Source organism: Streptomyces sp. NPDC048623 (assembly GCF_040650755.1).
Lineage (GTDB): Bacteria > Actinomycetota > Actinomycetes > Streptomycetales > Streptomycetaceae > Streptomyces.
This window is the reverse complement of record NZ_JBEZHV010000006.1, coordinates 116729-140310: the sequence shown is the minus strand read 5'-3', so window position 1 is coordinate 140310 and position 23582 is coordinate 116729. Positions and strand designations below refer to the sequence as shown.

At 72.2% G+C, this 23582-nt stretch carries 23 protein-coding genes; 12 read left to right on the top strand and 11 right to left on the bottom strand.

Annotated features, from left to right (window positions below; translation table 11 throughout):
• Positions 1–41: 41 nt before the first annotated feature.
• Positions 42–1385, bottom strand: a complete 1344-nt coding sequence (locus tag AB0C73_RS11340; protein ID WP_362527537.1) for a 6-phospho-beta-glucosidase — start codon at positions 1383–1385, stop codon at positions 42–44.
• Positions 1386–1402: 17 nt separating this feature from the next.
• On the opposite strand from AB0C73_RS11340, the gene AB0C73_RS11335 reads away from it, so the two are divergent.
• Together AB0C73_RS11335 and AB0C73_RS11330 are read left to right on the top strand one after the other, a co-directional pair.
• Entirely contained in the window at positions 1403–1792 is a 390-nt protein-coding gene (locus AB0C73_RS11335) for a VOC family protein (protein WP_362527534.1), read from the top strand.
• 42 nt (positions 1793–1834) lie between these two features.
• Positions 1835–2263: a YchJ family metal-binding protein gene (locus AB0C73_RS11330; protein ID WP_362527532.1), complete on the top strand. Its 429-nt coding sequence runs from the start codon at positions 1835–1837 to the stop codon at positions 2261–2263.
• Positions 2264–2326: 63 nt separating this feature from the next.
• Here AB0C73_RS11330 and AB0C73_RS11325 read toward each other — a convergent pair whose 3' ends face one another.
• From AB0C73_RS11325 to AB0C73_RS11315, 3 genes are all read right to left on the bottom strand, one after another.
• Entirely contained in the window at positions 2327–4423 is a 2097-nt protein-coding gene (locus AB0C73_RS11325; protein ID WP_362527529.1) for an MDR family MFS transporter, read from the bottom strand.
• Positions 4424–4514: 91 nt separating this feature from the next.
• Positions 4515–4772 (bottom strand): hypothetical protein, encoded by a 258-nt coding sequence (locus AB0C73_RS11320; RefSeq protein ID WP_265863207.1) that lies wholly within the window; start codon positions 4770–4772, stop codon positions 4515–4517.
• A 335-nt stretch (positions 4773–5107) separates the two neighbouring features.
• Complete coding sequence (locus tag AB0C73_RS11315; RefSeq protein WP_362527526.1) at positions 5108–6166, bottom strand: ATP-dependent DNA ligase; 1059 nt, start codon at positions 6164–6166, stop codon at positions 5108–5110.
• A 77-nt stretch (positions 6167–6243) separates the two neighbouring features.
• Here AB0C73_RS11315 and ligD point away from each other — a divergent pair, with 77 nt between their 5' ends.
• The 3 genes from ligD to AB0C73_RS11300 all read left to right on the top strand — a co-directional run bounded on the left by ligD (position 6244) and on the right by AB0C73_RS11300 (position 8355).
• Positions 6244–7269: a non-homologous end-joining DNA ligase gene (ligD, locus tag AB0C73_RS11310; protein WP_362527523.1), complete on the top strand. Its 1026-nt coding sequence runs from the start codon at positions 6244–6246 to the stop codon at positions 7267–7269.
• A 93-nt stretch (positions 7270–7362) separates the two neighbouring features.
• A complete protein-coding gene (locus AB0C73_RS11305; protein ID WP_362527520.1) occupies positions 7363–7956 on the top strand; it encodes a DUF4328 domain-containing protein in 594 nt (197 codons plus the stop codon).
• 132 nt (positions 7957–8088) lie between these two features.
• Positions 8089–8355, top strand: a complete 267-nt coding sequence (locus AB0C73_RS11300; protein ID WP_362527518.1) for a WhiB family transcriptional regulator — start codon at positions 8089–8091, stop codon at positions 8353–8355.
• Between the two features lie 64 nt (positions 8356–8419).
• Here the strand turns inward: AB0C73_RS11300 and AB0C73_RS11295 are convergent, their stop codons facing one another.
• From AB0C73_RS11295 to AB0C73_RS11280, 4 genes are all read right to left on the bottom strand, one after another.
• Complete coding sequence (locus tag AB0C73_RS11295; protein WP_362527516.1) at positions 8420–9394, bottom strand: acyl-ACP desaturase; 975 nt, start codon at positions 9392–9394, stop codon at positions 8420–8422.
• Positions 9395–9635: 241 nt separating this feature from the next.
• Positions 9636–11261 (bottom strand): ABC-F family ATP-binding cassette domain-containing protein, encoded by a 1626-nt coding sequence (locus tag AB0C73_RS11290; RefSeq protein ID WP_362527514.1) that lies wholly within the window; start codon positions 11259–11261, stop codon positions 9636–9638.
• A gap of 282 nt (positions 11262–11543) precedes the next feature.
• Complete coding sequence (locus AB0C73_RS11285) at positions 11544–11960, bottom strand: SsgA family sporulation/cell division regulator (RefSeq protein WP_362527513.1); 417 nt, start codon at positions 11958–11960, stop codon at positions 11544–11546.
• Between the two features lie 184 nt (positions 11961–12144).
• Positions 12145–12615 (bottom strand): (4Fe-4S)-binding protein, encoded by a 471-nt coding sequence (locus AB0C73_RS11280; protein ID WP_362527510.1) that lies wholly within the window; start codon positions 12613–12615, stop codon positions 12145–12147.
• A 113-nt stretch (positions 12616–12728) separates the two neighbouring features.
• On the opposite strand from AB0C73_RS11280, the gene AB0C73_RS11275 reads away from it, so the two are divergent.
• Positions 12729–13850: an oxidoreductase gene (locus tag AB0C73_RS11275; protein WP_362527508.1), complete on the top strand. Its 1122-nt coding sequence runs from the start codon at positions 12729–12731 to the stop codon at positions 13848–13850.
• Positions 13851–13898: 48 nt separating this feature from the next.
• On the opposite strand, the gene AB0C73_RS11270 is transcribed toward AB0C73_RS11275, so the two are convergent.
• Positions 13899–14198, bottom strand: coding sequence for a YciI family protein (locus tag AB0C73_RS11270; RefSeq protein ID WP_362527506.1), 300 nt, complete (start codon positions 14196–14198; stop codon positions 13899–13901).
• 58 nt (positions 14199–14256) lie between these two features.
• Between AB0C73_RS11270 and AB0C73_RS11265 the strand changes: the two genes are divergently transcribed.
• Entirely contained in the window at positions 14257–14955 is a 699-nt protein-coding gene (locus AB0C73_RS11265) for an endonuclease V (RefSeq protein WP_362527504.1), read from the top strand.
• A 94-nt stretch (positions 14956–15049) separates the two neighbouring features.
• Entirely contained in the window at positions 15050–15472 is a 423-nt protein-coding gene (locus AB0C73_RS11260) for a VOC family protein (RefSeq protein WP_362527502.1), read from the top strand.
• Positions 15473–15562: 90 nt separating this feature from the next.
• On the opposite strand, the gene AB0C73_RS11255 is transcribed toward AB0C73_RS11260, so the two are convergent.
• Positions 15563–16750, bottom strand: a complete 1188-nt coding sequence (locus tag AB0C73_RS11255; protein ID WP_362527500.1) for a saccharopine dehydrogenase NADP-binding domain-containing protein — start codon at positions 16748–16750, stop codon at positions 15563–15565.
• Between the two features lie 203 nt (positions 16751–16953).
• Here AB0C73_RS11255 and AB0C73_RS11250 point away from each other — a divergent pair, with 203 nt between their 5' ends.
• From AB0C73_RS11250 to AB0C73_RS11235, 4 genes are read left to right on the top strand one after another with little or no spacing between them, the layout of a single operon-like run.
• On the top strand, positions 16954–18147 hold the full coding sequence (locus tag AB0C73_RS11250; RefSeq protein WP_362527498.1) for a CaiB/BaiF CoA-transferase family protein: 1194 nt from the start codon (positions 16954–16956) through the stop codon (positions 18145–18147).
• A complete protein-coding gene (locus AB0C73_RS11245; protein WP_362527497.1) occupies positions 18144–19295 on the top strand; it encodes an acyl-CoA dehydrogenase family protein in 1152 nt (383 codons plus the stop codon). Before AB0C73_RS11250 ends, AB0C73_RS11245 begins: the two co-directional genes overlap by 4 nt.
• A 50-nt stretch (positions 19296–19345) precedes the next feature.
• The gene (locus AB0C73_RS11240; protein ID WP_362527494.1) at positions 19346–20560 is read left to right on the top strand and encodes an acetyl-CoA C-acetyltransferase; all 1215 of its coding nucleotides are present in this window, start codon (positions 19346–19348) and stop codon (positions 20558–20560) included.
• Between the two features lie 48 nt (positions 20561–20608).
• A complete protein-coding gene (locus AB0C73_RS11235; protein ID WP_362527492.1) occupies positions 20609–22786 on the top strand; it encodes a 3-hydroxyacyl-CoA dehydrogenase NAD-binding domain-containing protein in 2178 nt (725 codons plus the stop codon).
• On the opposite strand, the gene AB0C73_RS11230 is transcribed toward AB0C73_RS11235, so the two are convergent.
• Positions 22770–23531 (bottom strand): MerR family transcriptional regulator, encoded by a 762-nt coding sequence (locus AB0C73_RS11230; RefSeq protein WP_362527491.1) that lies wholly within the window; start codon positions 23529–23531, stop codon positions 22770–22772. The two genes, AB0C73_RS11235 and AB0C73_RS11230, sit on opposite strands and share 17 nt — an antisense overlap.
• Between the last annotated feature and the right edge of the window lie 51 nt (positions 23532–23582).

Genomic DNA, 23582 nt, shown 5'->3' with positions numbered 1-23582 from the left:
CACTCGTAAAGGTGTTCGTCGGCAGACGTCAGCCGTCCATCTCAGCGACGCAGATAGGCAAGACCCGCGTGCTCGGCCGTGTAGTCGTCGACGAGCCGGCGGGCCACCGCCACCGAGTCGACCAGCGGATGCAGCGCGAAGGCCTTCACCGCCGTGGCCCGCGAACCGCTCTCCGCCGCCGCGAGCACCTCCCGCTCCACCGCCTTCACCGCCGTCACCAGACCCACCGCGTGATACGGCAGCGGGTCCACCGACACCGGATGCGCACCGGCCGCGTCCACGAAGCACGGCACCTCGATCACCGCGTCCGCGTCGAGCACCGAAAGCGTCTGCCGATTGCGGACGTTGAGGATCAGCGTGGCCCGCTCGTTGCGCGCGATGGCCCGCATCAGGGCGAGCGCCACCTTCTCGTAGCCGCCCGACTCCAGGTCCGCCTCGTCCCGCTCGCCGACCCCGGCCGCCTCCCGGTTGTGCGCCATGTAGGTCGCCTCCCGGTCCGCGAGCACCCGGTGCCAGGTGCCCAGCGGCGGAGTGTCCGGCTTCCCCATCTCCTCGTAGAAACCGGCCTGTTGGTCGAGGAGATACGCACCCCGGGTCTTCTCCGCCTGGCGATAGGCCCGGACCGCCTCGCGGTTGAAGTAGTAGTAGTGCAGATACTCGTTGGGGACCGCACCGAGCGAGCGCAGCCACTCGGTGCCGAAGAGCCTGCCCTCCTCGAAGGAACCGAGCAGCGCGTCGTCCTCGAAGAGTCGCGGCAGTACGTCATGTCCGCCGACCTTCAACCCCCGCAGCCAGCCGAGGTGGTTGAGGCCCACGTAGTCGATCCACGCCTCGTCCGGATGCGCCCCGAGCACCCGCGCCACCCGGCGTCCGAGCCCCACCGGCGAGTCGCAGATGCCGAGCACCCGGTCACCGAGGATCCGCGACATCGCCTCGGTGACCATGCCCGCCGGGTTGGTGAAGTTGATGACCCAGGCGTCCGGGGCGAGTTCGGCGATCCGGTGCGCGATGTGCGTGACCACCGGCAGCGTCCGCAGCCCGTACGCGATACCGCCCGCGCCCACCGTCTCCTGGCCGAGCACCCCTTCGGCCAGCGCGATCCGCTCGTCCGCGGCCCGGCCCGCGAGCCCGCCCACCCGGATGGCCGAGAACACGAAGTCCGCACCGTGCAGCGCCTCGTCGAGGTCGGTCGTCGCGCTCACCACCGGCGCGTCCGCCACCCCCTCGCCCTGCTCCGCCAGGACCCGGGCGATCGCCGAGAGCCGCCCGGCGTCCAGGTCGTACAGGGTGACGTGGGTGACCCGCCCGTCGGCGTGGTCGCCGAGCAGCGCGCCGTACACGAGCGGCACCCGGAACCCGCCGCCTCCGAGAATCGTCAGTTTCATGCCCGTACGCTATCGGGATGCACGTCCTCAGCAGCAGGATCCTGCTCCGCCCGACGGACCCCGAGCGCTCCCGGCGCTTCTACGGCGAGACGCTCGGCCTCGCCGTCCACCGCGAGTTCGGCACCGGCCCCGACCGGGGCACCGTCTACTTCCTCGGCGGCGGCTTCCTGGAACTCTCCGGCCGCGCGTCCGTCCCGCCGCCGGAGCCCGGGGCGCGGCTGTGGCTCCAGGTCGCCGATGTGCAGGCGGCCCGCGAGGAGCTGCGGGGCAGGGAGGACGTGCGGGTGCTGCGTGAACCGGTCACGGAGCCGTGGGGGCTGATCGAGATGTGGCTGGCGGACCCGGACGGCGTACGGATCGCGGTGGTGGAGGTCCCGGAGGGGCACCCGCTGCGGTTCCGGCCGTAGGCCGGGTGGGGCGGAGGGGTGCTCGCACGCGACAATGAGCGCATGTCCCGACGCAAGACCCGCCCCGCCGCCGCTCCGGCCGTGACCGCCGAGTCGCCCTGCCCCTGCGGACTCGAAGCCGCCTATGGCGCCTGCTGCGGCCGCTTCCACACCGGACCGGCCACCGCGCCCACCGCCGAACTCCTCATGCGCTCCCGCTACAGCGCCTTCGTCGTCCGCGACGAGCCCTATCTGCTGCGCACCTGGGCCCCTGAGACCCGCCCCGGCGACGTCGATTTCGACCCCGCGCTGCGCTGGACCGGCCTCGCCATCGAGGACACCACCGACGGCACCGCCTTCCACCAGCACGGCACCGTCACCTTCCGCGCCCACTACACCCAGGCCGGCACACCGGGCGAACTCCACGAGCGCAGCCGCTTCGCGCGCCACGACGGGGCGTGGGTGTACGTGGACGGCGACTTCCTGGCCTGAGGCCGGGGCCCCGGCCCCGGGCCCGCCCCGCCGCGCGGGGCGCCCCGGGCCCGGTAGGCCCGGTCAGCGTGCCCCCACTCCCACCGGCTCCCGGTGCTCCTGTGGCAGTCCCTGCGCCAGGTCCTCCGCGATCAGCTTCTTCGCGATGGCGTCAGTGGCCGCCCGCAGTTCCGGGCCGCTCGGGCGGCCGCGTTCCTGTTCGACGCGGTTGCTGAGCCAGTCGCCCCAGGCCTTGGTGATGACGTCGGCCTCCCGCTTGCCGGCCGGCGTGTGGGACAGCAGATTGCCGTCGCGGGTGAGGAAGCCCTCGTCGACCATGCGGTCGAAGACCGGGAGCAGCACCTCGGGCGGGACGCGGCGGCCGGCCGAGATCAGGCCGAGGCTGGCGTGGCCGACGAGGCGCGTGAAGAGTTCGACCTGCATGACCGCCCACGCGCCGGCCGTGTCGAGCCGGGTGTCGGAGTCGGCGACGATCCGTTTGGCGGTGTCGTAGTCGGTCCTGCGGATGATCTGGCCGACGGCGAGTTCGAGGAGCTCGGCCGAGTTGCCGGCGGTGGTGGGGGAGCCGAAGCCCTCGCCCATGTCCGGGGCGGAGGCGCGGACCGTGTCGCGCAGCGCCACCTGCTTGAGGAAGAGGGCGACGACGAAGCCGACGGCCGCCACCGGAACCGTCCACAGGAAGACGGTCTGGAGGGTGTCGGCGTAGGCCTGCACGATCGGTTCGGCGATCCCGCCGGGCAGCGCGTGGAGCCCGGACGGGCTCTGCGAGGCGCGGACGACGACCGTGGGGTCGAGCCCGGCGCTCGCGGCGAGCGCCGAGGCCTGGCTCACAGCCTCGGTCAGGTTGGGCTTGAGCGCGTTGGTGTAGATGGTGCCGAAGACGGCGGTGCCGAAGGAGCTGCCCAGGGTGCGGAAGAAGGTGACGCCCGAGGTGGCGGTGCCCAGATCCGCGTAGTCCACGGTGTTCTGCACGGCGATCGTGAGCACCTGCATGCACAGGCCGATGCCGACACCGAGCACGAACATGTAGAGCGAGGCCAGCCAGGCGCTGGTGTCCGGGTCCAGCAGGGACAGCAGGAAGAGGCCGACGCCCATCACCAGGCAGCCGACGATGGGGAAGATCCGGTACCGGCCCGTCTTGCTGACCACGTTGCCGCTGAAGATCGAGGCGATGAGCAGACCGATGACCATCGGCAGGGTGCGGATGCCGGAGATCGTCGCCGAGTCCCCGTCCACGTACTGCAGATACGTCGGCAGGAAGGTCATCGCGCCGAGCATCGCGAAGCCCACGACGAAGCTGAGCACGGAGCACACGGTGAAGACCGGATTGCGGAACAGGCGCATGGGCAGCATGGGTTCGGCCGCCCGCGTCTCCGCCCAGCAGAACAGCGCGAGCGCGACGAGACCGCCCGCGAAGAGCCCGATGATGACGCCGGAGCCCCACGCGTACTCGTTGCCGCCCCAACTCGTGGCCAGGATCAGGGCGCTGGAGCCGACCGCGACGAGCGCGATGCCCAGATAGTCGATGACCGGCCGGCTCGCCGAGCGCACCGAGGGGATCGTGCGGGCGGCGGCGATCACGACCAGGATCGCGATGGGCACGTTGACGTAGAACGCCCAGCGCCAGGTGAGGTGGTCGGTGAACAGGCCGCCGAGCAGCGGCCCGATGACCGTGGCGACGCCGAACACCGCGCCGATCGCGCCCTGGTACTTGCCGCGTTCGCGCAGCGGGATGACGTCGGCGATGAGCGCCATCGAGGTGACCATGAGACCGCCGGCGCCGACGCCCTGGAGGCCGCGCCACACGATCAGCAGCGTCATGTTGGTGGCGAGGCCGCACAGGAACGAGCCGGTGATGAAGACGATCGCCGAGATCTGGAAGATCACCTTGCGGCCGAACAGGTCGCCGAACTTGCCGACGAGGACGGTCGCGACGGTCTCCGCGAGGAGGTACGCGGTGACCACCCAGGACATGTGCTCGGCGCCGCCGAGGTCCGACACGATCGTCGGCAGCGCGGTGCCGACGATCGTCTGGTCGAGTGCGGCGAGGAGGACGCCGAGCATGATCGTGCCGAAGACGACGTTGCGCCGGCGGCTGTCGAGCACCGGCGGCTCGGCGGCGGGGGGCGCGGGCGGCGCTGCTTCGCTGGTGGTGGTCACTCTCGCAGGGTCACACCGACGGCGGCGTCCCGCATGTGGAGTACACCCGAACCGGTACGGGTGCCTCGTGGCCCCGCCCCGTGGGGGCCCGTCAGTACCCCGGACGGACCGGCAGCTTGGGGTGGTGCTTGGCCAGGATCTTGTTCGCCCGGGCGAGCGCGGCCAGGGCGTGCTCCCGGTCGGCCCGGTCCTCCGCACACAGCGGCCCGCGGAAGCGGTACACCTCGCGCGCCGCGCAGTCGGCGTCGACCTCGGCCTGCAGCACGTGCAGCGGCAGGCAGGAACCGATCAGCGCGGCGACGCGGTCGGGGATCGGCACGGGGACGAGGGTCGAGGGCGAGGCGATCACGGTCGGTCCTTGTGGGGGTCGCGGGCGGGGCGGCGAGAGGGTTTCTCTCTTCCGTACGTACTTCCATACGTACCGGATGCCGGTGCCGGTTCGCCGACGGCCCTGTCACCGCCGGGCAACACCCGGAGCGCCGCTTCGGCGAGGCGTACGGGCGGGCGCGGCGTGGCCCCGGACGTTCCCGCAGGTGCGACCGGGTGCACCACCGGATCGAGCGTCAGTCCATCGAACAGAAGGGCGAGAAAAGGGCGTTGTCCGCCAAACCCGATGTGGGGCATCTCACGTCGGGCCGGCGGCGGAACGATCTTTGTGTGGTAAAGGGGCGTGAGCCCGCGCCGCTACGAGAGGATCGCGCCGAGGTCGTACGAGACCGGCTCCTCCAGCTGTCCGTAGCCGCAGGACTCCGGCGTCCGGTCCGGGCGCCAGCGCTTGAACTGGGCCGTGTGGCGGAAGCGGTCGCCCTCCATGTGGTCGTACCCGACCTCGCAGACCCGCTCGGGCCGCAGCGCCACCCACGACAGGTCCTTCTTCCCCGACCAGCGGCTCGGCGCGCCCGGAAGGCGCGAGGCCTCGTGCGCCGACTCGTCCGTCCAGGCCGCCCACGGGTGCCCGTCCGGCGGGTCCATGACCAGCGGCGCCAGCTCCTCGACGAGTTCGGCCCGGCGCACGGCGGTGAAGGCGGCGCACACGCCGACATGCTGGAGCGCGCCCCGGGCGTCGTACAGACCGAGCAGCAGCGAGCCGACCACCGGCCCGCTCTTGTGGAAGCGGTATCCGGCCACGACCACATCGGCCGTGCGCTCGTGCTTGATCTTGTACATCAGACGTGCGTCCGGCCGGTACGGCAGGTCGAGCGGCTTGGCGATCACCCCGTCGAGCCCGGCGCCCTCGTACTGCTCGAACCAGCGCGCCGCGAGCTCCGGGTCCGTCGTCGCGGGCGCGAGGTGCACCGGCGGCGCGACCCCGTCGAGCACCCGCTCCAGGGTGGCGCGCCGCTCGGCGAGCGGGGTGTCGAGGAAGGCCTCGTCGTCCAGGGCGAGCAGGTCGAAGGCGATGAACCGGGCCGGGGTGGTCTCCGCCAGCATCCGCACCCGTGAATCGGCCGGATGGATCCGCTCGGTGAGCCGGTCGAAGTCCAGGCGTCCGTCGTGCTCGATGACGATCTCCCCGTCCACCACGCAGCGCTCCGGCAGCCGGGCGAGCAGCGCCTCGACGAGCTCGGGGAAGTAGCGGGTCAGTGGCTTGCCGGTGCGGCTGCCGATGAACACCTCCGGCCCGTCCCGGTGCACCAGGGCGCGGAAGCCGTCCCACTTGGCCTCGTACTGCATCCCCGGCGGGATCTTCTTGACGGCCTTCGCCAGCATCGGCTTCACGGGCGGCATCACCGGCAGGTCCATGCCGCGATTCTAGGCACCCCTTGGGGACGCTTCATCCCGATATGCGCGCCATGGGTGCCAGACCTAGGCTGACCGGCATGGCAGGCAAGGCGGCAGCGGTGGAGCTCGAGGTCGGCGACCGGACCGTGAAGGTGTCCCACCCCGACAAGGTGTACTTCCCCGAGCCCGGCTACACCAAGATCGACATGGTGCGCTACTACCTGACGGTCGGCGACGGCATCACCCGCGCCCTGCGGGACCGGCCCACCACCCTGGAGCGCTACCCGGACGGTGTGACCGGCGAGTCCTTCTTCCAGAAGCGCGCCCCCAAGTACCTGCCCGACTGGATCCCGACCGCCCACATCACCTTCCCCAGCGGCCGCTCGGCCGACGAGATGTGCCCCACCGAGCCGGCCGCCGTGCTGTGGGCGGCGAACCTGGGCGCGGTCACCTTCCACCCCTGGCCGGTACGCCGGGAGGACACCGACCACCCCGACGAACTGCGCCTCGACCTCGACCCGCAGCCCGGCACCGACTACGCCGACGCCGTCCGCGCCGCCCACGAACTGCGCGCGGTCCTCGACGAGCACGGGCTGCGCGGCTGGCCCAAGACCTCCGGCGGCCGCGGCCTGCACGTCTTCGTGCCGATCGTGCCGAAGTGGACCTTCACCCAGGTCCGGCGGGCCGCCATCGCCTGCGGCCGGGAGCTGGAGCGGCGGATGCCGGACCGGGTCACCATCAAGTGGTGGAAGGAGGAGCGCGGCGAGCGCATCTTCCTCGACTACAACCAGACCGCCCGCGACCGCACCATCGCTTCCGCCTACTCTGTACGGCCCCGACCGCACGCGCCGGTCTCCGCGCCGCTGCGCTGGGACGAGATCGACGACGCCGTCCCGCGCGACTTCGACATCCGCACCATGCCGGAGCGCTACGCCGAACTCGGCGATGTGCACGCCGACATGGACGACGAGCGGTTCGGTCTGGACTCGCTGCTCGAACTGGCCCGCCGCGACGAGGCCGACCACGGCCTGGGCGATCTGCCCTATCCGCCGGAGTACCCGAAGATGCCGGGCGAGCCCAAGCGGGTCCAGCCGAGCCGGGCGAAGAAGAAGAAGGAGGAGTAGGTCCCTTGGCCGCGGCGCCCGCGCCCGCCTACGATGCCGAAGATCACCGCCGCACCGTGGGGGGAGCGGGGGAGCGCACCTGGGGGGAAGCTCGTGGACCAGTACAACGTGCCCGTGGGACCGGCCGCCGTGCGCGGGCCGCGCTACCGGTTCCGCGACCCCAAGGGGCCGGCGCTCGTCGTCCAGTGCCTGATCGCCACGTGGGCCCTGGCCGACATCGCCGTGATCGTGACCGGAAAGGACTCCCCCTTCGGCGAGGACGCGGACGCCCTGCTCGGCGGGCTCCAGATCGCCTGCTGGGGCGCGTTCCTCTTCTGGTTCTACCGCTGCCGGTGCAACGCCGAGGTGCTGGCGCCCGGCACCCACAAGTACGCGCCGGCCTTCGCCCTCGGCTCGTGGATCATCCCGCTGGGCATGTGGTGGCTGCCGCGCCGGATCATGCTCGACATCCGGCGGGCCGGTGGCCCGCCGCTCGACGTGTGGTTGATCAACGCCTGGTGGTTCGTATGGCTGTGCGACGGCCCGGTCTCGGTCGCCGTCCACCTGCTGGTCCTGCACCAGACCGACTACGAGAATCCCGTGGACAAGGCCGTCGCCGTGCTGGACACGATCCTGGCGATCGCGGTCATCCGCCGCGTCACCGCAGGTCAGCCGGCCGGTCCCCTGCCCTACTTCAACATGACCTGAGTATCGCCGCCATGACCTGAGGTACCGCCGCCGTGCGCGGGAGGCATGGCCGAAACGGTCCGGTCGGTGTGCGGCGCGCCGCGTTGATCGGACGTTGATGGCGCGTTTAGGGCGGCGGGCGAGTCTGGATCCATGCAGACCGACACGATGCCCTCCGCCCCGCAGCGCCTGACGGACGCCGATCTGGCCTGGCAGGAGGACGCCCTGTGCGCCCAGGCGGGACCGGAGTTCTTCTTCCCGGCACCCGGCTCCTCCACCCGCGAGGCGAAGCTGCTGTGCGGGGCGTGCGAGGGCCGCGTCGCCTGCCTCGAGTACGCGCTGACGCACGACGAGCGCTTCGGGGTGTGGGGTGGCCTCTCGGAGAAGGAGCGGATCAAGCTCAAGCGGGGCCGGGGCTGAGCTGCCGGAGGCGGCGGGGCTGACGGGCCCCCGGGGGCCCGTCCCCAACGCGTCGTCGTCGCCGTCAGCCGGCCGCGCGGGCCGCCATCCGCGCCTTGCGCGCCGCGAGCCGCTCGTCGAACTTGCGGGCCTCGGCGTCCAGACCGTTCATGAACAGGCCCAGCTCCTCCTGCGCCCGCAGTCCGTCCGGGCCGAGCCCGTCGATGTCGAGCACCTTGAGGAAGCGGAGCACCGGCGACAGCACGTCGTCGTGGTGGATGCGCAGGTTGTAGACCTCGCCGATCGCCATCTGGGCCGCCGCGCGCTCGAAGCCCGGCATGCCGTGGCCGGGCATGCGGAAGTTCACGACCACGTCCCGTACCGCCTGCATGGTGAGGTCGGGGGCGATCTCGAAGGCCGCGCCCAGCAGATTGCGGTAGAAGATCATGTGCAGGTTCTCGTCCAGCGCGATGCGGGCGAGCATCCGCTCGCAGACCGGGTCGCCGGAGTGGTGGCCGGCGTTGCGGTGCGAGATGCGGGTGGCGAGCTCCTGGAAGGAGACGTACGCGATCGAGTGCAGCATCGAGTGCCGGTTGTCGGACTCGAATCCCTCGCTCATGTGAGCCATGCGGAAACGTTCAAGCTCGTCCGGGTCGACCGCCCGCGAGGCCAGCAGATAGTCGCGCATCACGATGCTGTGCCGGCCCTCCTCCGCGGTCCAGCGGTGCACCCAGGTGCCCCAGGCGCCGTCGCGGCCGAAGAGGGTGGCGATCTCGTGGTGGTAGCTCGGGAGGTTGTCCTCGGTGAGCAGGTTGACCACGAGCGCGATCCGGCCGACGTCGGTGAGCTTCGACTGCGAGCGGTCCCAGGCCTCGCCGTCCTCGAAGAAGCCCGGGAAGTTCCGGCCGTCCGACCACGGGACGTACTCGTGCGGCATCCAGTCCTTGTAGACCTTCAGATGCCGGTTGATCTCCTTCTCCACGGCCTCTTCGAGGGCGTAGAGGAGCCGCGCGTCGGTCCACCCTGCCGAACTGTCGAGGTGGGGAGAGGTGAGCGTCACGGGGACTCCTGGGGACGGAGAAGGGCATACGGAACTACCTACGGCTTCGTAGGTTACGAGACCGTAGGTTAAGGCCCCGTAAGGCGTCGGCCAAGCCCGTCTCGGCGATGTCCGGTTACGTTCCGCTATGCGCCCTGGTCCGGTACCACGGAAGAGACCCAGGTCACGCGTTTGTTCGCCGGGTCCCCCGTGGTCGGGCGGCTACTCAGAGCGGCTGCGCGCCGGTAGCCGGTTGGAGCGGCTACTCGAGCAGACGGTCGGCCGTCGTCGGCCGGAGCGTCCCGTCGAGCCGCAGCCACCGGGTGATGCCGAGCGACTCCAGGAACGGCAGGTCGTGACTCACGACGACCAGCGCCCCCTCATATGCTTCGAGCGCGGACGTCAGGTTCCGGACCGACGCCAGATCCAGATTGTTGGTCGGTTCGTCGAGCAGCAGGAGCTGCGGAGCCGGCTCGGCGAGGAGCAGCGCCGCGAGCGTCGCCCGGAACCGCTCGCCGCCCGACAGCGTCCCCGTCGGCCGGTCCGCCCGGGCGCCCCGGAACAGGAACCGGGCGAGCCGGGCCCGGATCTCGTTGGGCGTCGCCTCCGGTGCGAACCGTGCCACGTTCTGCACCACACTCAGCTCGTCGTCCAGGACGTCGAGCCGCTGCGGCAGGAAGCGCAGCGGCACCCGCACCGCGACCTCGCCCGAGACCGGGGCGAGTTCACCCGCGACGGTCCGCAGCAGGGTCGTCTTCCCGGACCCGTTCCGGCCGACGAGCGCCACCCGCTCGGGCCCCCGCAGCTCGAACTCCCCGTCGACCCGGGCCCCGTACGGCAGTTCCAGATCGCGCAACAGCAGCACGCCCCGCCCGGGATGGACGACCGTGCGCGGCAGCTCGACGCGGATCTCGTCGTCGTCCCGCACCGCCTCCACCGCCGCGTCGAGCCGCGAACGCGCCTCGGCGAGCCGCTCGGTGTGCATCGTGCGGTGCTTCCCCGCGGACACCTCGGCCTGGGCCCTGCGGTTGTTCGCGACGATCTTCGGCACCACCTTGTTCTCGAAACTCTTCTGCGCGTAGCGCCGTCGCCTGGCCAACTTGACCTGGGCGTCCGAGAGTTCGCGCTTCTGGCGCTGTACGTCGGCCTCCGCGACCCGCACCATCCGCTCGGCCGCCTCCTGTTCGGCGGCCAGGGCGTCCTGGTAGTCCGACCACGCGCCGCCGTACCAGGTGACCTCGCCGTCCCGCAGATCGGCGATCTGGTCGACGCGTTCGAGGAGTTCACGGTCATGGCTGACCACGACCAGGACACCCGACCAGGCGTCCACCGCCTCGTACAGCCGGTGCCGCGCGGCCAGGTCCAGACTGTTCGTCGGCTCGTCGAGCAGCAGCACGTCGGGCCGGGCGAGCAGCAGCGCGGCCAGCCGCAGCAGCACCGACTCGCCGCCGGACAGCTCCCCGATCGTGCGGTCCAGGCCGATGTGGCCGAGTCCGAGCTGGTCGAGCACCGCGCGGGCGCGTTCCTCCACGTCCCAGTCGTCGCCGACGGCCGCGAAGTGCTCCTCGGCGGTGTCGCCGGACTCGATCGCGTGCAGGGCGGCCCGCGCCGCGTCGATGCCGAGCGCCCGGTCGACCCGCAGGGCCGTGTCCAGGACCAGGTTCTGCGGCAGATAGCCGATCTCGCCGGCCGTGCGGATCGTGCCCGAGGCCGGGGTCAGCTCCCCGGCGATCAGCTTGAGCAGCGTCGACTTGCCCGCGCCGTTGAGCCCGACGAGCCCGGTGCGCCCGGGGCCGACGGCGAGCCGGAAGTCGTCGAGGACCCGTGTGCCGTCGGGCCACGAGAAGGAGAGGGACGTACAGGTGATGAAGGTGGGGCGAGGTGCCAAAGGGGGCCTCCCGGATGCGAAGTGTGAAAAGGGGCATCGCGTGAGACACCGGGGCGCGGGCGGATCCGGGGCCCGGAGACAGGGGCCGGAACGGATCGGAGCAGCAGGAACGCTCGTACGCCGAGGTCGGACGACGGCACACGCGGCGGCAGGGCGGCACGCGCGGCACGGTGTCTCAGGACCTCAGACGTTCAACGGCCTGCTCCGATCGGGCGACAACAGCAACGCGGACGACGCTACGGCCGGGGCCCGGGGGACGGCAACCGATTTACCGGGCGGGAGTCAGGAGTGCTCCTCCAGGAGCTGCACCAGGTCCTGGTCCCAGTCCACGTACTGGTGCTCGCGCCCCTGCGGCACCAGATGCTGCGAGCGCTCCAGGAAGCGGCGCAGCTCCGAGGTGCGGATGTGCACCATGGCGACGCCCTCGGGCGCGTGGAACTCGACCACCGTGCGGTCGTAGCCGTACGGCCGGAGGCGTACGTCCCCTACCCCCGCCGGCCCGTCCACGCCCTCCACGAGCAGCTCGCGGGCGAACGCCCAGGACACCTCGACGCCCTCCAGGGTCGCGGGCGGCGGGAAGGCCATGCTCACGGCGTACGGGTCCTCGCGGTCGTAGCGCAGCGTGGCGGCGACCGACTCCGTCCGGGGCGCGGACGCGACCAGCCGGGCCTGCACGGCCTGCTCGATGACGGTGGACATGGACCAGCCTCCTGTCGCGGGCGTCCCCCCTGACACAAGGAGAGACGAACCGCGGAGCCGGAACGTGCACCGGAGGGGTACGTGAGCTGTGTCACCGCCCGGCGGCGGAACGCCCTCGCCGCTCCTTCCGCGCCGTCGCCGCTCCCTCCGCGCCCTCAGCGCTCCTTCGCGCCCCTTCCGCCTCTCACCGCTCCTCGGCCCGGTCGAAGTCACCGCCCGCGCAGGGCCCCGAGTGGTCGCAGTACGGCTGGTTCCCGGAGGCCCCGCAGCCGCAGAGCACCGCCCGGACCTCGTGCCGCTCGGCGCCGTCCCGGCCGGCGCGCACCAGCAGGTCGCCGCGCATCACCAGGCGCCCGTCCGGCATCCGGCGGACGGTGGTCGGGGTGTCCGGGGTCTCGGCGGTGCCGTCCGCGAGGTGATGGCGCAGCGCGCCCGAGGGGCAGCGGCCGACCACCTCCGCGACCTCGTCGGGGGCCGCTCCGTCGGGCTGCACCCAGGGCCGCTTCTTCAGGTCGAAGACGCCCGGGAGGCCGCGGACGCACTCGGCCGCGTGCAGGCAGCGGCGCGGCTCGAAGGTGACGGTGATGCCCTCGCCGTCGTACTCCTTGAGCTTCGGCGTCTGGTCGGGGACGGGTTCGGTCGTGCGGTCCGTCATGTGCCCAGCCTAGGAAGGCGGGGGGCCGCGCGCACTCCGGCGGCAGGCAGGCGCCCCGGCGGCCGGGTACGCACTCTGGACGGGATCTTCGCCGTGGACTAGCTTCCCGCGCCATGACGTCCATGGGGAAGACGAGACGAATGATGACGGCGGGGCTGGCGGCGGGGCTTGCGGGGGCGGCGCTCGCCATGGCGCCGGCGGTCCCGGCCCAGGCCGCGGCGGGGGAGCGGATGGCGGTGGAGCGCACCGCGGACGAGGCGGGGATGGGCTGGCGGCTCACGCCGACCGGCACCGACGCCCGGTTCCGCGGCCTGGCCGCGGTCAGCCGCTCGGTGGCCTGGGCCGCCGGGTCCAAGGGCACGGTCCTGCGCACCACCGACGGCGGCGCGAGCTGGCGGAACGTCTCTCCGGCCGGCGCCGACGGCCTGGAGTTCCGTGACGTCGAGGCCTTCGACGCGCGGCGGGCCGTGGTCCTCGCCATCGGCGAGGGCGAGGCGTCCCGGGTCTTCCGCACCGAGGACGGCGGGGCGACCTGGACGGAGTCCTTCCGCAACACCGACCCGCGGGCCTTCTACGACTGTATGACCTTCTTCGACCAGCGGCACGGGCTCGCGATGAGCGACCCCGTCGACGGCAGGTACCGCATCCTGTCCACCCGCGACGGCGGCCGGTCCTGGACGGTGCTGCCCGACAGCGGCATGCCGGCGGCGCTGCCCGGCGAGGCGGGCTTCGCGGCGAGCGGCCAGTGCCTGGTGGCCGCCGGGCCGCGCGATGTGTGGCTGGCGACCGGCGGCGGCGCGACGGGCAGGGTGCTGCACTCGGCGGACCGGGGCCTGACCTGGACCGCCACCGACACCACCATCCCGGCGGGCGAGGGCGCCAAGGGCGTCTTCGGGCTCGCCTTCCGCGACCGGTGGCACGGCATCGCGGTCGGTGGCGACTACCGCAAGGACCAGGCCTCTCCGCAGGCCGCCGCCGTCACCGGCGACGCCGGCCGCAGCTGGACCGCGTCCGCCACCCCGCCGCCCGCCTACCGCTCCGGCGTCGCCTGGCTCCCGCACACCAAGTCCGCCGCGCTGGCCGTCGGCCCCACCGGCACGGACCTCACCACCGACGGCGGCCGCACCTGGCGCACGGTCGACCCCGGCTCGTACGACACGGTCGACTGCACGACGGACGGCGCGTGCTGGGCCGCCGGCGAACAGGGCCGTATCGCACGGGCGGTGCGCCGCTGATCACGCCGTGAAGGACCGGGGCCCGTCGCCATGACGAGCCCCGGTGCGTCAGACGGGCAACTCGTCCCGGAACGCCGCGAGTCCGTCCACCGACTTGGTGGCGTGGAACTGGACGATCCGGTACTCGCACACGCCCGCGGCCACGAACGGATCGCCCGCCACGATCGCCTCGATCTCCGCCCGCCCGACCCCGCCGGCCAGGATCACCCCGCCGTCCCGCGGCTCCTTCCGCCCGGACGCCAGGAACACCCCGTCGGCATACCGTGCGTTCAGCCAGGTGCGATGCGCGTCGAGAAGCGCGTCGATCCGCTCGACGGGCGCGGTGTAGGTCAACTCCAGTACGAACATGATCGCCAGACTACCCATGGCCTCCGGCGCCGGCTCGGGGCCGCATAGGGTTCCGGCCATGACGATCATCGAGATTCCCGAAGGATGGCCCGCCGACGAGGCCGCCGCTCTCGCCGTGCAGCAGGAGCTGCGGGACCGGCTGGTGCTCGGGGAGGAGGGGCCCGGGGTCGGGGAGGGGAACGTCACCGGGGTGGACGTGGCCTATGACGACGAGCGGGATCTGGTCGCCGCGGCGGCCGTCGTCCTCGACGGGGAGACGCTGGAGGTGGTCGAGGAGGCCACCGCCGTCGGGCGGGTGTCGTTCCCCTACGTGCCCGGGCTGCTCGCCTTCCGCGAGGTGCCGACCGTGCTCGCCGCGCTCGGGCGGCTCCGCGCCGACCCCGGGCTGCTCGTCTGCGACGGGTACGGGATCGCGCACCCGCGCCGCTTCGGGCTCGCCAGCCACCTCGGAGTGCTCACCGGACACCCCGCGATCGGCGTCGCCAAGAACCCGTTCACCTTCTCGTACGAGCAACCCGGCGCCGCCCGGGGCGAGTTCAGCCCGCTCGTCGCCGAGGGCGAGACCGTCGGACGCGCCCTGCGCACCCGCGCCGGCGTCAAGCCGGTCTTCGTCTCGGTCGGCCACCGCGTCTCGCTGGAGCGGGCCTGCGCCCACACCCTGCACCTCAGCCCGCGCTACCGCATCCCCGAGACCACCCGGCACGCCGACTCCCTCTGCCGCCGGGCGCTCAAGGAGGCCCTGGACGCCGCGCTCTGAGCACAAGGGCCTGTCCGAGGGCCGAGCGGCCCTGGGACGAGTGAGTACCCGTACGGATATCGCCCCGTGACACTCCGGCGGCAGAGTGAGGGGCATGACTTCCCCCGGCACCGAGCGTCCCACCCCCGGCCCCGCCCCCACGCCCATCGGCACCCTGCAGTGCGTCGTCCTCGACTGCCCCGACGTGATGGAACTGGCCGTCTTCTACCAGCGGTTGCTGGGCGGCGAGATCAACCGCCCCGACCCGCAGTGGGCCGTCGGGGACGCCTGGGCCACCCTGCACGGTGCCGGCGGCACGCCCGTCCTCGCCTTCCAGGGCGTGGCCGACCACCGGCCGCCGGTGTGGGGCGCGCCCGAGCAGCAGTTCCACATCGACGTGCGGGTCGCCGACCTCGACGCCGCGCACGAGGCGGTGCTCGCGCTCGGCGCCTGGCGCCTCGACAGCGACGAGGGCGACCGGTCCTGGCGGATCTACGCCGACCCGGCCGGCCACCCCTTCTGCCTCGTCCGGCACTGAGCCGCACGGCGCGAGCCGCGGGGTGCCGAGCCGCGCGGCACCGGGTCGCGCGGCACCGGGTCACTCGGCACCGGGTCGCCCGGCGGGCGCTCAGCCCGAGTGCGCCACCCGGAACCGCAGCCCCGCCGCCCGCAGCCGCTCGACCAGCGCGTCCCCCATGGCGACCGCCGTGGTGACCTGCCCGGCGGTCTTCGGCAGCTCGTCGTGCGCCAGGCACAGCGCCGACTCGGCCAGCATCTTCGCCGTCTCGTCGTAGCCCGGGTCGCCGCCCGACACCTCGGTGAAGACGCGCCGCCCGCCGCCCTCGCCGACGAACCGCACCGAGAACCAGCTGCGCGCCCGCCGCTCCGCGTCCGGCCCCTGGCCCGGCTCCCAACGGTTCATCAGCCAGTCCCGTACGAAGGGGAGTTGGGCCGCGAGGACGCCCGCACCCACCGCCGCCGAGCCGCCCAGCGCCATCGGCAGCGTCTTCACCGAGGCGTAGTGGCGATAGCGGAAGTCCGGGCCGTAGCGCTCAAGGGCCCGCGCCGAACGCGCCACCACCTGCGGGTCGATGGTGGGCAGCGGCAGCGCCCAGGTGCCGGTCTCACGGCTGAACCGGGGGCCGCCGAGCGGCGCGCGGGCCCGACGGGTCACCAACCTGGGCTCGTACAGGCGCCGTTCGTGCGCGGCCCGCAGGATCTCGCGGCCGCGCCCGAACGCGGTGAGCGCCGAGGCGAAGGTCCCGCCGGAGAAGACCGCCCCGGCCCGCACGAAGCCGTCGATCCGCAGCGGCACGCCCTCCGGCAGCTGCTTCACGGTGAAGTACACGCCCAGGTCGTGCGGGATCGAGTCGAAGCCGCAGGCGTGCACGAGCCGGGCGCCGGTCTCCCGGGCGAGGGCGTCGTACCGCACGTACATCCGGTCCACGAACTCGGCCTCGCCGGTCAGGTCCAGATAGTCGGTGCCGGTCTCCGCGCACGCGGCGACGAGCTCCTCGCCGTACCAGACATAGGGTCCGACGGTGCTGGCCACCACTCGTGCGGACCCGGCGAGTTCGCGCAGCGCGACCGGGTCGGCGGAGTCGGCGACCAGGAGCGGGAGCCCGGCGCAGCGCGGCCACCGGGCGGCGAGGCGGTCGCGCAGGGCGGTGAGCTTGCCGCGGCTGCGGCCGGCGAGGGCCCAGCGGCAGTCCGCGGGGGCGTGCTCGGCGAGGTACTCCGCGGTGAGCTCGCCCACGAAACCGGTCGCCCCGAAGAGGACCACGTCGTACGGCCGTGCGGCCGCCCCTGTCTCCATCCAGCCCCTCGCCTTCGCGCCCGCGCCGGGCCCGGCGCGCGTGTCGTCGGCGGACTCTAGCGGACGCCGCCGCTGTGGCGGACCACACGGTACCCCCGGGTAATTTCCAAGCGCTTGCTCGGCTCGGGGGCTTGTGCCGAGTGGAACACGTTCCTAGCATCTTCGGTGTTACATCATCACTGTCACACACGTCTGGGGACTCGATGGGTACGAGGCAGACCGAGCGGACCGGCCCGCTCTCCGGCGTCCGCGTGGTCGAACTCGCCGGGATCGGCCCCGGCCCCTTCGCCGCCATGCTGCTCGCCGACCTCGGCGCCGACGTCGTCCGCGTCGACCGCCCCGGCGGCCCGGGCCTCGGCATCGACCCCGCCCACGACCTCACCAACCGCAACAAGCGCTCCGTCCTCGTCGACCTCAAGGCCGAGGGCGGCGCCGACACCGTCCTCGACCTGGTGGCCCGGGCCGACATCCTGATCGAGGGCTACCGGCCCGGCGTCGCCGAACGCCTCGGCGTCGGCCCCGAGGCCTGCCTCGCCCGCAACCCGCGGCTGGTCTACGCCCGGATGACCGGCTGGGGTCAGGACGGTCCGCTCGCCACGACCGCCGGCCACGACATCGCGTACATCGCGCTCACCGGCACCCTCGGCATGATCGGTCCCGACCCGGACGGCCCGCCCACCGTGCCTGCCAACCTCGTCGGCGACTACGCGGGCGGCTCCCTCTACCTCGTCATCGGCGTCCTCGCCGCCCTCCAGCACGCGCGGGCGCACGGCGAGGGGCAGGTCGTCGACGCCGCCATCGTCGACGGCGCCGCCCACCTCGCCACCATGATCCACGGCATGCTCGCGGCCGGCGGCTGGCAGGACCGGCGCGGGGTCAATCTGCTCGACGGCGGCTGCCCCTTCTACGGGACGTACGAGACCTCCGACGGCGGCCACATGGCCGTCGGCGCCCTTGAGCAGCAGTTCTACGACGAGTTCATGCGCCTCCTCGGCCTCGCGGAGCTCGGCCCCGCGCGCCGCGACCTGGCCCGCTGGGACGAACTGCGCGCCGCCGTCGCCGCCCGCTTCCTCACCCGTACGAGGGGGGAGTGGACGGCCGTGTTCGAGGGCACCGACGCCTGCGTGGCCCCGGTCCTCTCGATGCGCGAGGCCCCCGGCCACCCCCACCTCGCCGCCCGCGGCACCTTCGTCGAGCACGGCGGACTCGTCCAGCCCGCGCCCGCGCCCCGCTTCTCCGTCACGCCCGGCGCGGTGCGCACCGGGCCCGCGCTGCCCGGCGCCGACACCGACGAGGTCGCCCGCGACTGGGCCGTACCCGCCCTGCGCACCCCGGACGCCCCGCCCGCCCCGCACACCCCGGCCGCCCCGCCCACCCAGGAGTCGAAGAACGCATGAAGCGCACGCTCTACACCGACGACCACGAGGCCTTCCGGGGAGTCGTCCGCACCTTCCTGGAGAAGGAGGTGCTGCCGCACTACACGCAGTGGGAGAAGGACGGCATCGTCTCGCGCGAGGCGTGGCGGGCCGCCGGGCGGCAGGGACTGCTCGGCATCGCCGTCGAGGAGGAGTACGGCGGCGGCGGGAACCCCGACTTCCGGTACGCCTCCGTGCTCGCCGAGGAGTTCACCAGGGCGGCCGCCCCCGGCCTGGCCATCGGCCTGCACAACGACATCATCGGCCCCTACCTCACCAAGCTCGCCACCGAGGAGCAGAAGCGGCGCTGGCTGCCCGGCTTCTGCAGCGGTGAGATCATCACCGCGATCGCGATGACGGAGCCCGGTGCGGGTTCCGACCTGCAGGGCATCCGTACGACCGCCGAGGACCAGGGCGACCACTGGGTCCTCAACGGTTCGAAGACCTTCATCTCCAACGGCATCAACGCCGACCTGGTGATCGTGGTGGCCCGCACCACCCCGGAGGGCGGCGCGCACGGGCTGTCCCTCCTCGTCGTGGAGCGCGGCATGGAGGGTTTCGAGCGCGGCCGGAACCTCGACAAGATCGGGCAGAAGTCCCAGGACACCGCCGAGCTGTTCTTCGACGACGTACGCGTCCCCAAGGAGAACCTGCTCGGCGAGCTCAACGGCGCCTTCGTCCACCTCATGACCAATCTCGCCCAGGAACGGCTCGCCATCGCCGTCGCGGGCATCGCCGGCGCCGAGCACCTCCTGGAGCTGACGACGACGTACGTGAAGGAGCGCGAGGCGTTCGGCCGGCCGCTGGCCAAGCTCCAGCACGTGCGCTTCGAGATCGCCGAGATGGCCACCGAGTGCGCCGTCACCCGCGCCTTCGTCGACCGATGTATCGAGGAGCACGCCGATCCGGCAGGTCTCGGGCTCGACCCCGTGAACGCCTCCATGGCGAAGTGGTGGGCGACCGAGCTGCAGAAGCGGGTCGCGGACCGGTGCCTGCAACTGCACGGCGGATACGGCTACATGAGCGAATTCCCGGTGGCCAGGGCCTTCACCGACGGCCGCATCCAGACCATCTACGGCGGGACGACCGAGATCATGAAGGAGATCATCGGCCGCTCCCTGCTCACCTGACCCGTACCTCGACAGACTCGCCCGAAGAGACTCGCCCGAAAGGCAACACCGTGACCACCGAAGCGTACGTCTACGACGCGATCCGCACCCCGCGCGGCCGCGGCAAGGCCAACGGGGCCCTGCACGGCACCAAGCCGATCGACCTCGTCGTCGGCCTCATCCACGAGATCCAGGCCCGCAACCCCGGGCTCGACCCGGCCGCCATCGACGACATCGTCCTCGGCGTCGTCGGCCCGGTCGGCGACCAGGGCTCCGTCATCGCGCGGATCGCCGCCATCGCCGCCGGCCTGCCCGACACCGTCGCCGGCGTCCAGGAGAACCGCTTCTGCGCCTCCGGCCTCGAAGCCGTCAACCTGGCCGCGATGAAGGTCCGCTCCGGCTGGGAGGACATGGTCCTCGCCGGTGGCGTCGAGTCCATGTCCCGGGTGCCGATGGCCTCCGACGGCGGCGCCTGGTTCGCCGACCCGATGACCAACATCGCCACCAACTTCGTCCCCCAGGGCATCGGCGCCGACCTCATCGCCACCATCGAGGGCTTCTCGCGCCGTGATGTCGACGAGTACGCCGCCCTCTCCCAGGAGCGCGCCGCCGCGGCCGTCAAGGCCGGACGCTTCGACCGCTCGATCGTCCCCGTCAAGGACCGGGCAGGGCTGACCGTCCTCGACCACGACGAGCACCTGCGTCCGGGCACGACGGCCGACTCGCTGGCGAAGCTGAAGCCGTCGTTCGCGGACATCGGCGAGCTGGGCGGTTTCGACGCCGTCGCGCTGCAGAAGTACCACTGGGTCGAGGAGATCGACCACGTCCACCACGCCGGCAACTCCTCCGGCATCGTCGACGGCGCCTCGCTCGTCGCGATCGGCTCGAAGGAGGTCGGCGAGCGTTACGGGCTCACCCCGCGCGCCCGGATCGTCTCGGCGGCCGTGTCCGGCTCCGAGCCCACCATCATGCTCACCGGCCCCGCTCCCGCGGCCCGCAAGGCGCTCGCCAAGGCCGGCCTCACCATCGACGACATCGACCTGATCGAGATCAACGAGGCCTTCGCCGCCGTCGTCCTGCGCTTCGCCAAGGACATGGGCGTCTCCCTCGACAAGATCAACGTCAACGGCGGCGCCATCGCCCTCGGTCACCCGCTCGGCGCCACCGGCGCGATGATCCTCGGCACCGTCGTCGACGAGCTGGAGCGCCAGGACAAGCGCTACGGCCTCGTGACGCTGTGCGTCGGCGGCGGCATGGGCATCGCCACCATCGTCGAGCGCGTCTGACCACCCGGTCCGAACCCCTCTTACGGATCCAACGGAGAAGCATCAGTCATGAGCGAGAGCACCACCATCCGCTGGGAGCAGGACGAGACCGGGATCGTCACCCTCGTCCTGGACGACCCGAACCAGTCCGCCAACACGATGAACCAGGCCTTCCGGGCCTCCATCAAGGCGATCGCCGACCGCGCGGTGGCCGAGAAGGACTCCATCCGCGGCATCGTCTACACCTCCGCCAAGAAGACCTTCTTCGCCGGCGGCGACCTCAAGGACATGATCAAGGCCGGCCCCGAGGACGCCCGGGCGATCTTCGACACCGCCATCGAGATCAAGGACTCGCTGCGCCGCATCGAGACCCTCGGCAAGCCCGTCGTCGCGGCGATCAACGGCGCGGCCCTGGGCGGCGGTTACGAGATCGCGCTCGCCTCCCACCACCGGATCGCGCTGGACGCGCCCGGCTCCAAGATCGGCCTGCCCGAGGTCACCCTGGGCCTGCTGCCCGGCGGTGGCGGCGTCGCCCGCACCGTACGCCTCATGGGCATCACCGACGCGCTGCTGAAGGTGCTGCTCCAGGGCACCCAGTACAACCCGAAGCGCGCCCTCGACAACGGCCTCGTGCACGAGCTGGCCGCCACCCCCGAGGAGATGCTGGCCAAGGCGCGTGCGTTCATCGACGCGCACCCCGAGTCCGCGCAGCCGTGGGACGTCCCCGGCTACAAGATCCCCGGCGGCACCCCCTCCAACCCGCGGTTCGCCGCCAACCTGCCGGCCTTCCCCGCGAACCTCCGCAAGCAGACGAACGGCGCCCCCTACCCCGCCCCGCGCAACATCATGGCCGCGGCCGTCGAGGGCTCCCAGGTCGACTTCGAGACCGCGCTGACGATCGAGTCCCGCTACTTCACGGAGCTGGTCATCGGCCAGACCGCGAAGAACATGATCCAGGCGTTCTTCTTCGACCTCCAGGCCGTCAACTCCGGCGCCAGCCGCCCCAAGGGCGTCGAGAAGACCCAGGTCCGCAAGGTCGCGGTCCTCGGCGCGGGCATGATGGGCGCCGGCATCGCGTACTCCTGCGCCCGCGCCGGCATCGAGGTCGTCCTCAAGGACGTCACCACCGAGGCCGCCGCCAAGGGCAAGGCGTACTCGGAGAAGCTGTGCGCCAAGGCCGTCGCCAAGGGCCGCACCACCCAGGAGAAGGCCGACGCTCTCCTCGCCCTGATCACCCCGACCGGTGACGTGGCCGACCTGGCGGGGTGTGACGCCGTCATCGAGGCGGTGTTCGAGGACACCGCGCTCAAGCACAAGGTGTTCCAGGAGATCCAGCACGTCGTCGCCCCCGACGCCCTGCTCTGCTCCAACACCTCCACCCTCCCCATCACCGTCCTCGCCGAGGGCGTCGAGCGGCAGACCGACTTCATCGGCCTGCACTTCTTCTCGCCCGTCGACAAGATGCCGCTCGTCGAGATCATCAAGGGCGAGCGCACCGGCGAGACGGCCCTGGCCCGCGCCTTCGACCTGGTCCGCCGGATCAACAAGACGCCCATCGTCGTCAACGACTCCCGCGGCTTCTTCACCTCCCGGGTGATCGGCCACTTCATCAACGAGGGTGTCGCCATGGTCGGCGAGGGCGCCGAGCCCGCCTCCGTCGAGCAGGCCGCCGCCCAGGCCGGCTACCCGGCGAAGGTCCTCTCCCTCATGGACGAGCTGACCCTCACCCTCCCGCGCAAGATCCGCAACGAAACGCGCAAGGCCGTCGAGGAGGCCGGCGGCACCTGGGTCTCCCACCCGGGCGAGGTCGTCATCGACCGCATGGCCGACGAGTTCGGCCGCCCCGGGCGCAGCGGCGGCGCCGGCTTCTACGAGTACGGCGAGGACGGCAAGCGCGGCAAGCTGTGGCCGGGCCTGCGCGAGCACTTCACCAAGCCGGACGTCGAGATCCCGTTCCGCGACATGCAGGAGCGGATGCTCTTCTCCGAGGCGCTGGACACCGTCCGGCTGGTGGAGGAAGGCGTCCTGACCTCGGTCGCCGACGCCAACATCGGCTCCATCCTGGGCATCGGCTTCCCGGCCTGGACCGGCGGCGTGCTCCAGTACATCAACGGCTACGAGGGCGGCCTCGCCGGCTTCGTCGAGCGGGCGCGCGAGCTGGCGGCCACCTACGGCGAGCGGTTCACCCCGCCGGCTCTCCTTGTGGAGAAGGCCGAGCGGGGCGAGGTCTTCACGGACGCGCGGTAGTTCGGAAGGCCGTACGGAGTTCCTCGCTGAGGGACCGCTGGAAGGCCGTGACGAGGGACTGGATCACCATCGGCTGCATGTGCGCCGAGAGCGACTTCATCGCGGTCAGGTGATCCGGGTCCTCGCCGCTCTCCCGGTACGGATTCCACACCTGCTCCTGGAACAGCCTGGCCAGCTCCTGCGCGGCGGCCCGGGCATGCTCCAGGAGCACGGTCCGGGAGGCCAGGATCGTCTCGTGCCCGATGGGTACGTCGAGCAGCTCGACCCCGAGCCGGAGCAGGGCGCCGTCGAGCCGGAACACGTCCGGGTCGGGGCCCTTGTCCAGCACCCCCATGGCGGCCAGCCGGTCGACGTCCCGGTCGGTCAGCGGCCGCCCGGCCCGGCGCTCCAGCTCCTGCCGGGTGATCTCCTCGGCGGACTCCGGTGCCCAGGACGCCACGAGCGCCCGGTGGACCGCCAGATCCCGTGCGCTCAGGTCCGGCGGCAGCTGCTCCAGATACCGCTCGATCGCCGCGAGGGTCATGCCCTGCCGCTGCAGTTCCTCGATCAGCGCGAGCCGGGAGAGGTGCTCGGGCCCGTACCGCCCGACCCGCCGCGGCCCGATCACGGGCGGCGGGAGCAGCCCCCGGGTGCCGTAGAACCGCACGGTGCGCACGGTGACCCCGGCCCGGGCGGCCAGTTCGTCGACGGTGTAGCCGGGGGTGTCGGACCGCTCTTCGGTGGCCTGGTGCTCCTGCTCCTGCATGGTTCAACAGTATTGCTGTCTCACCAGCCATGTAAAAGGGCGATTGGGCGA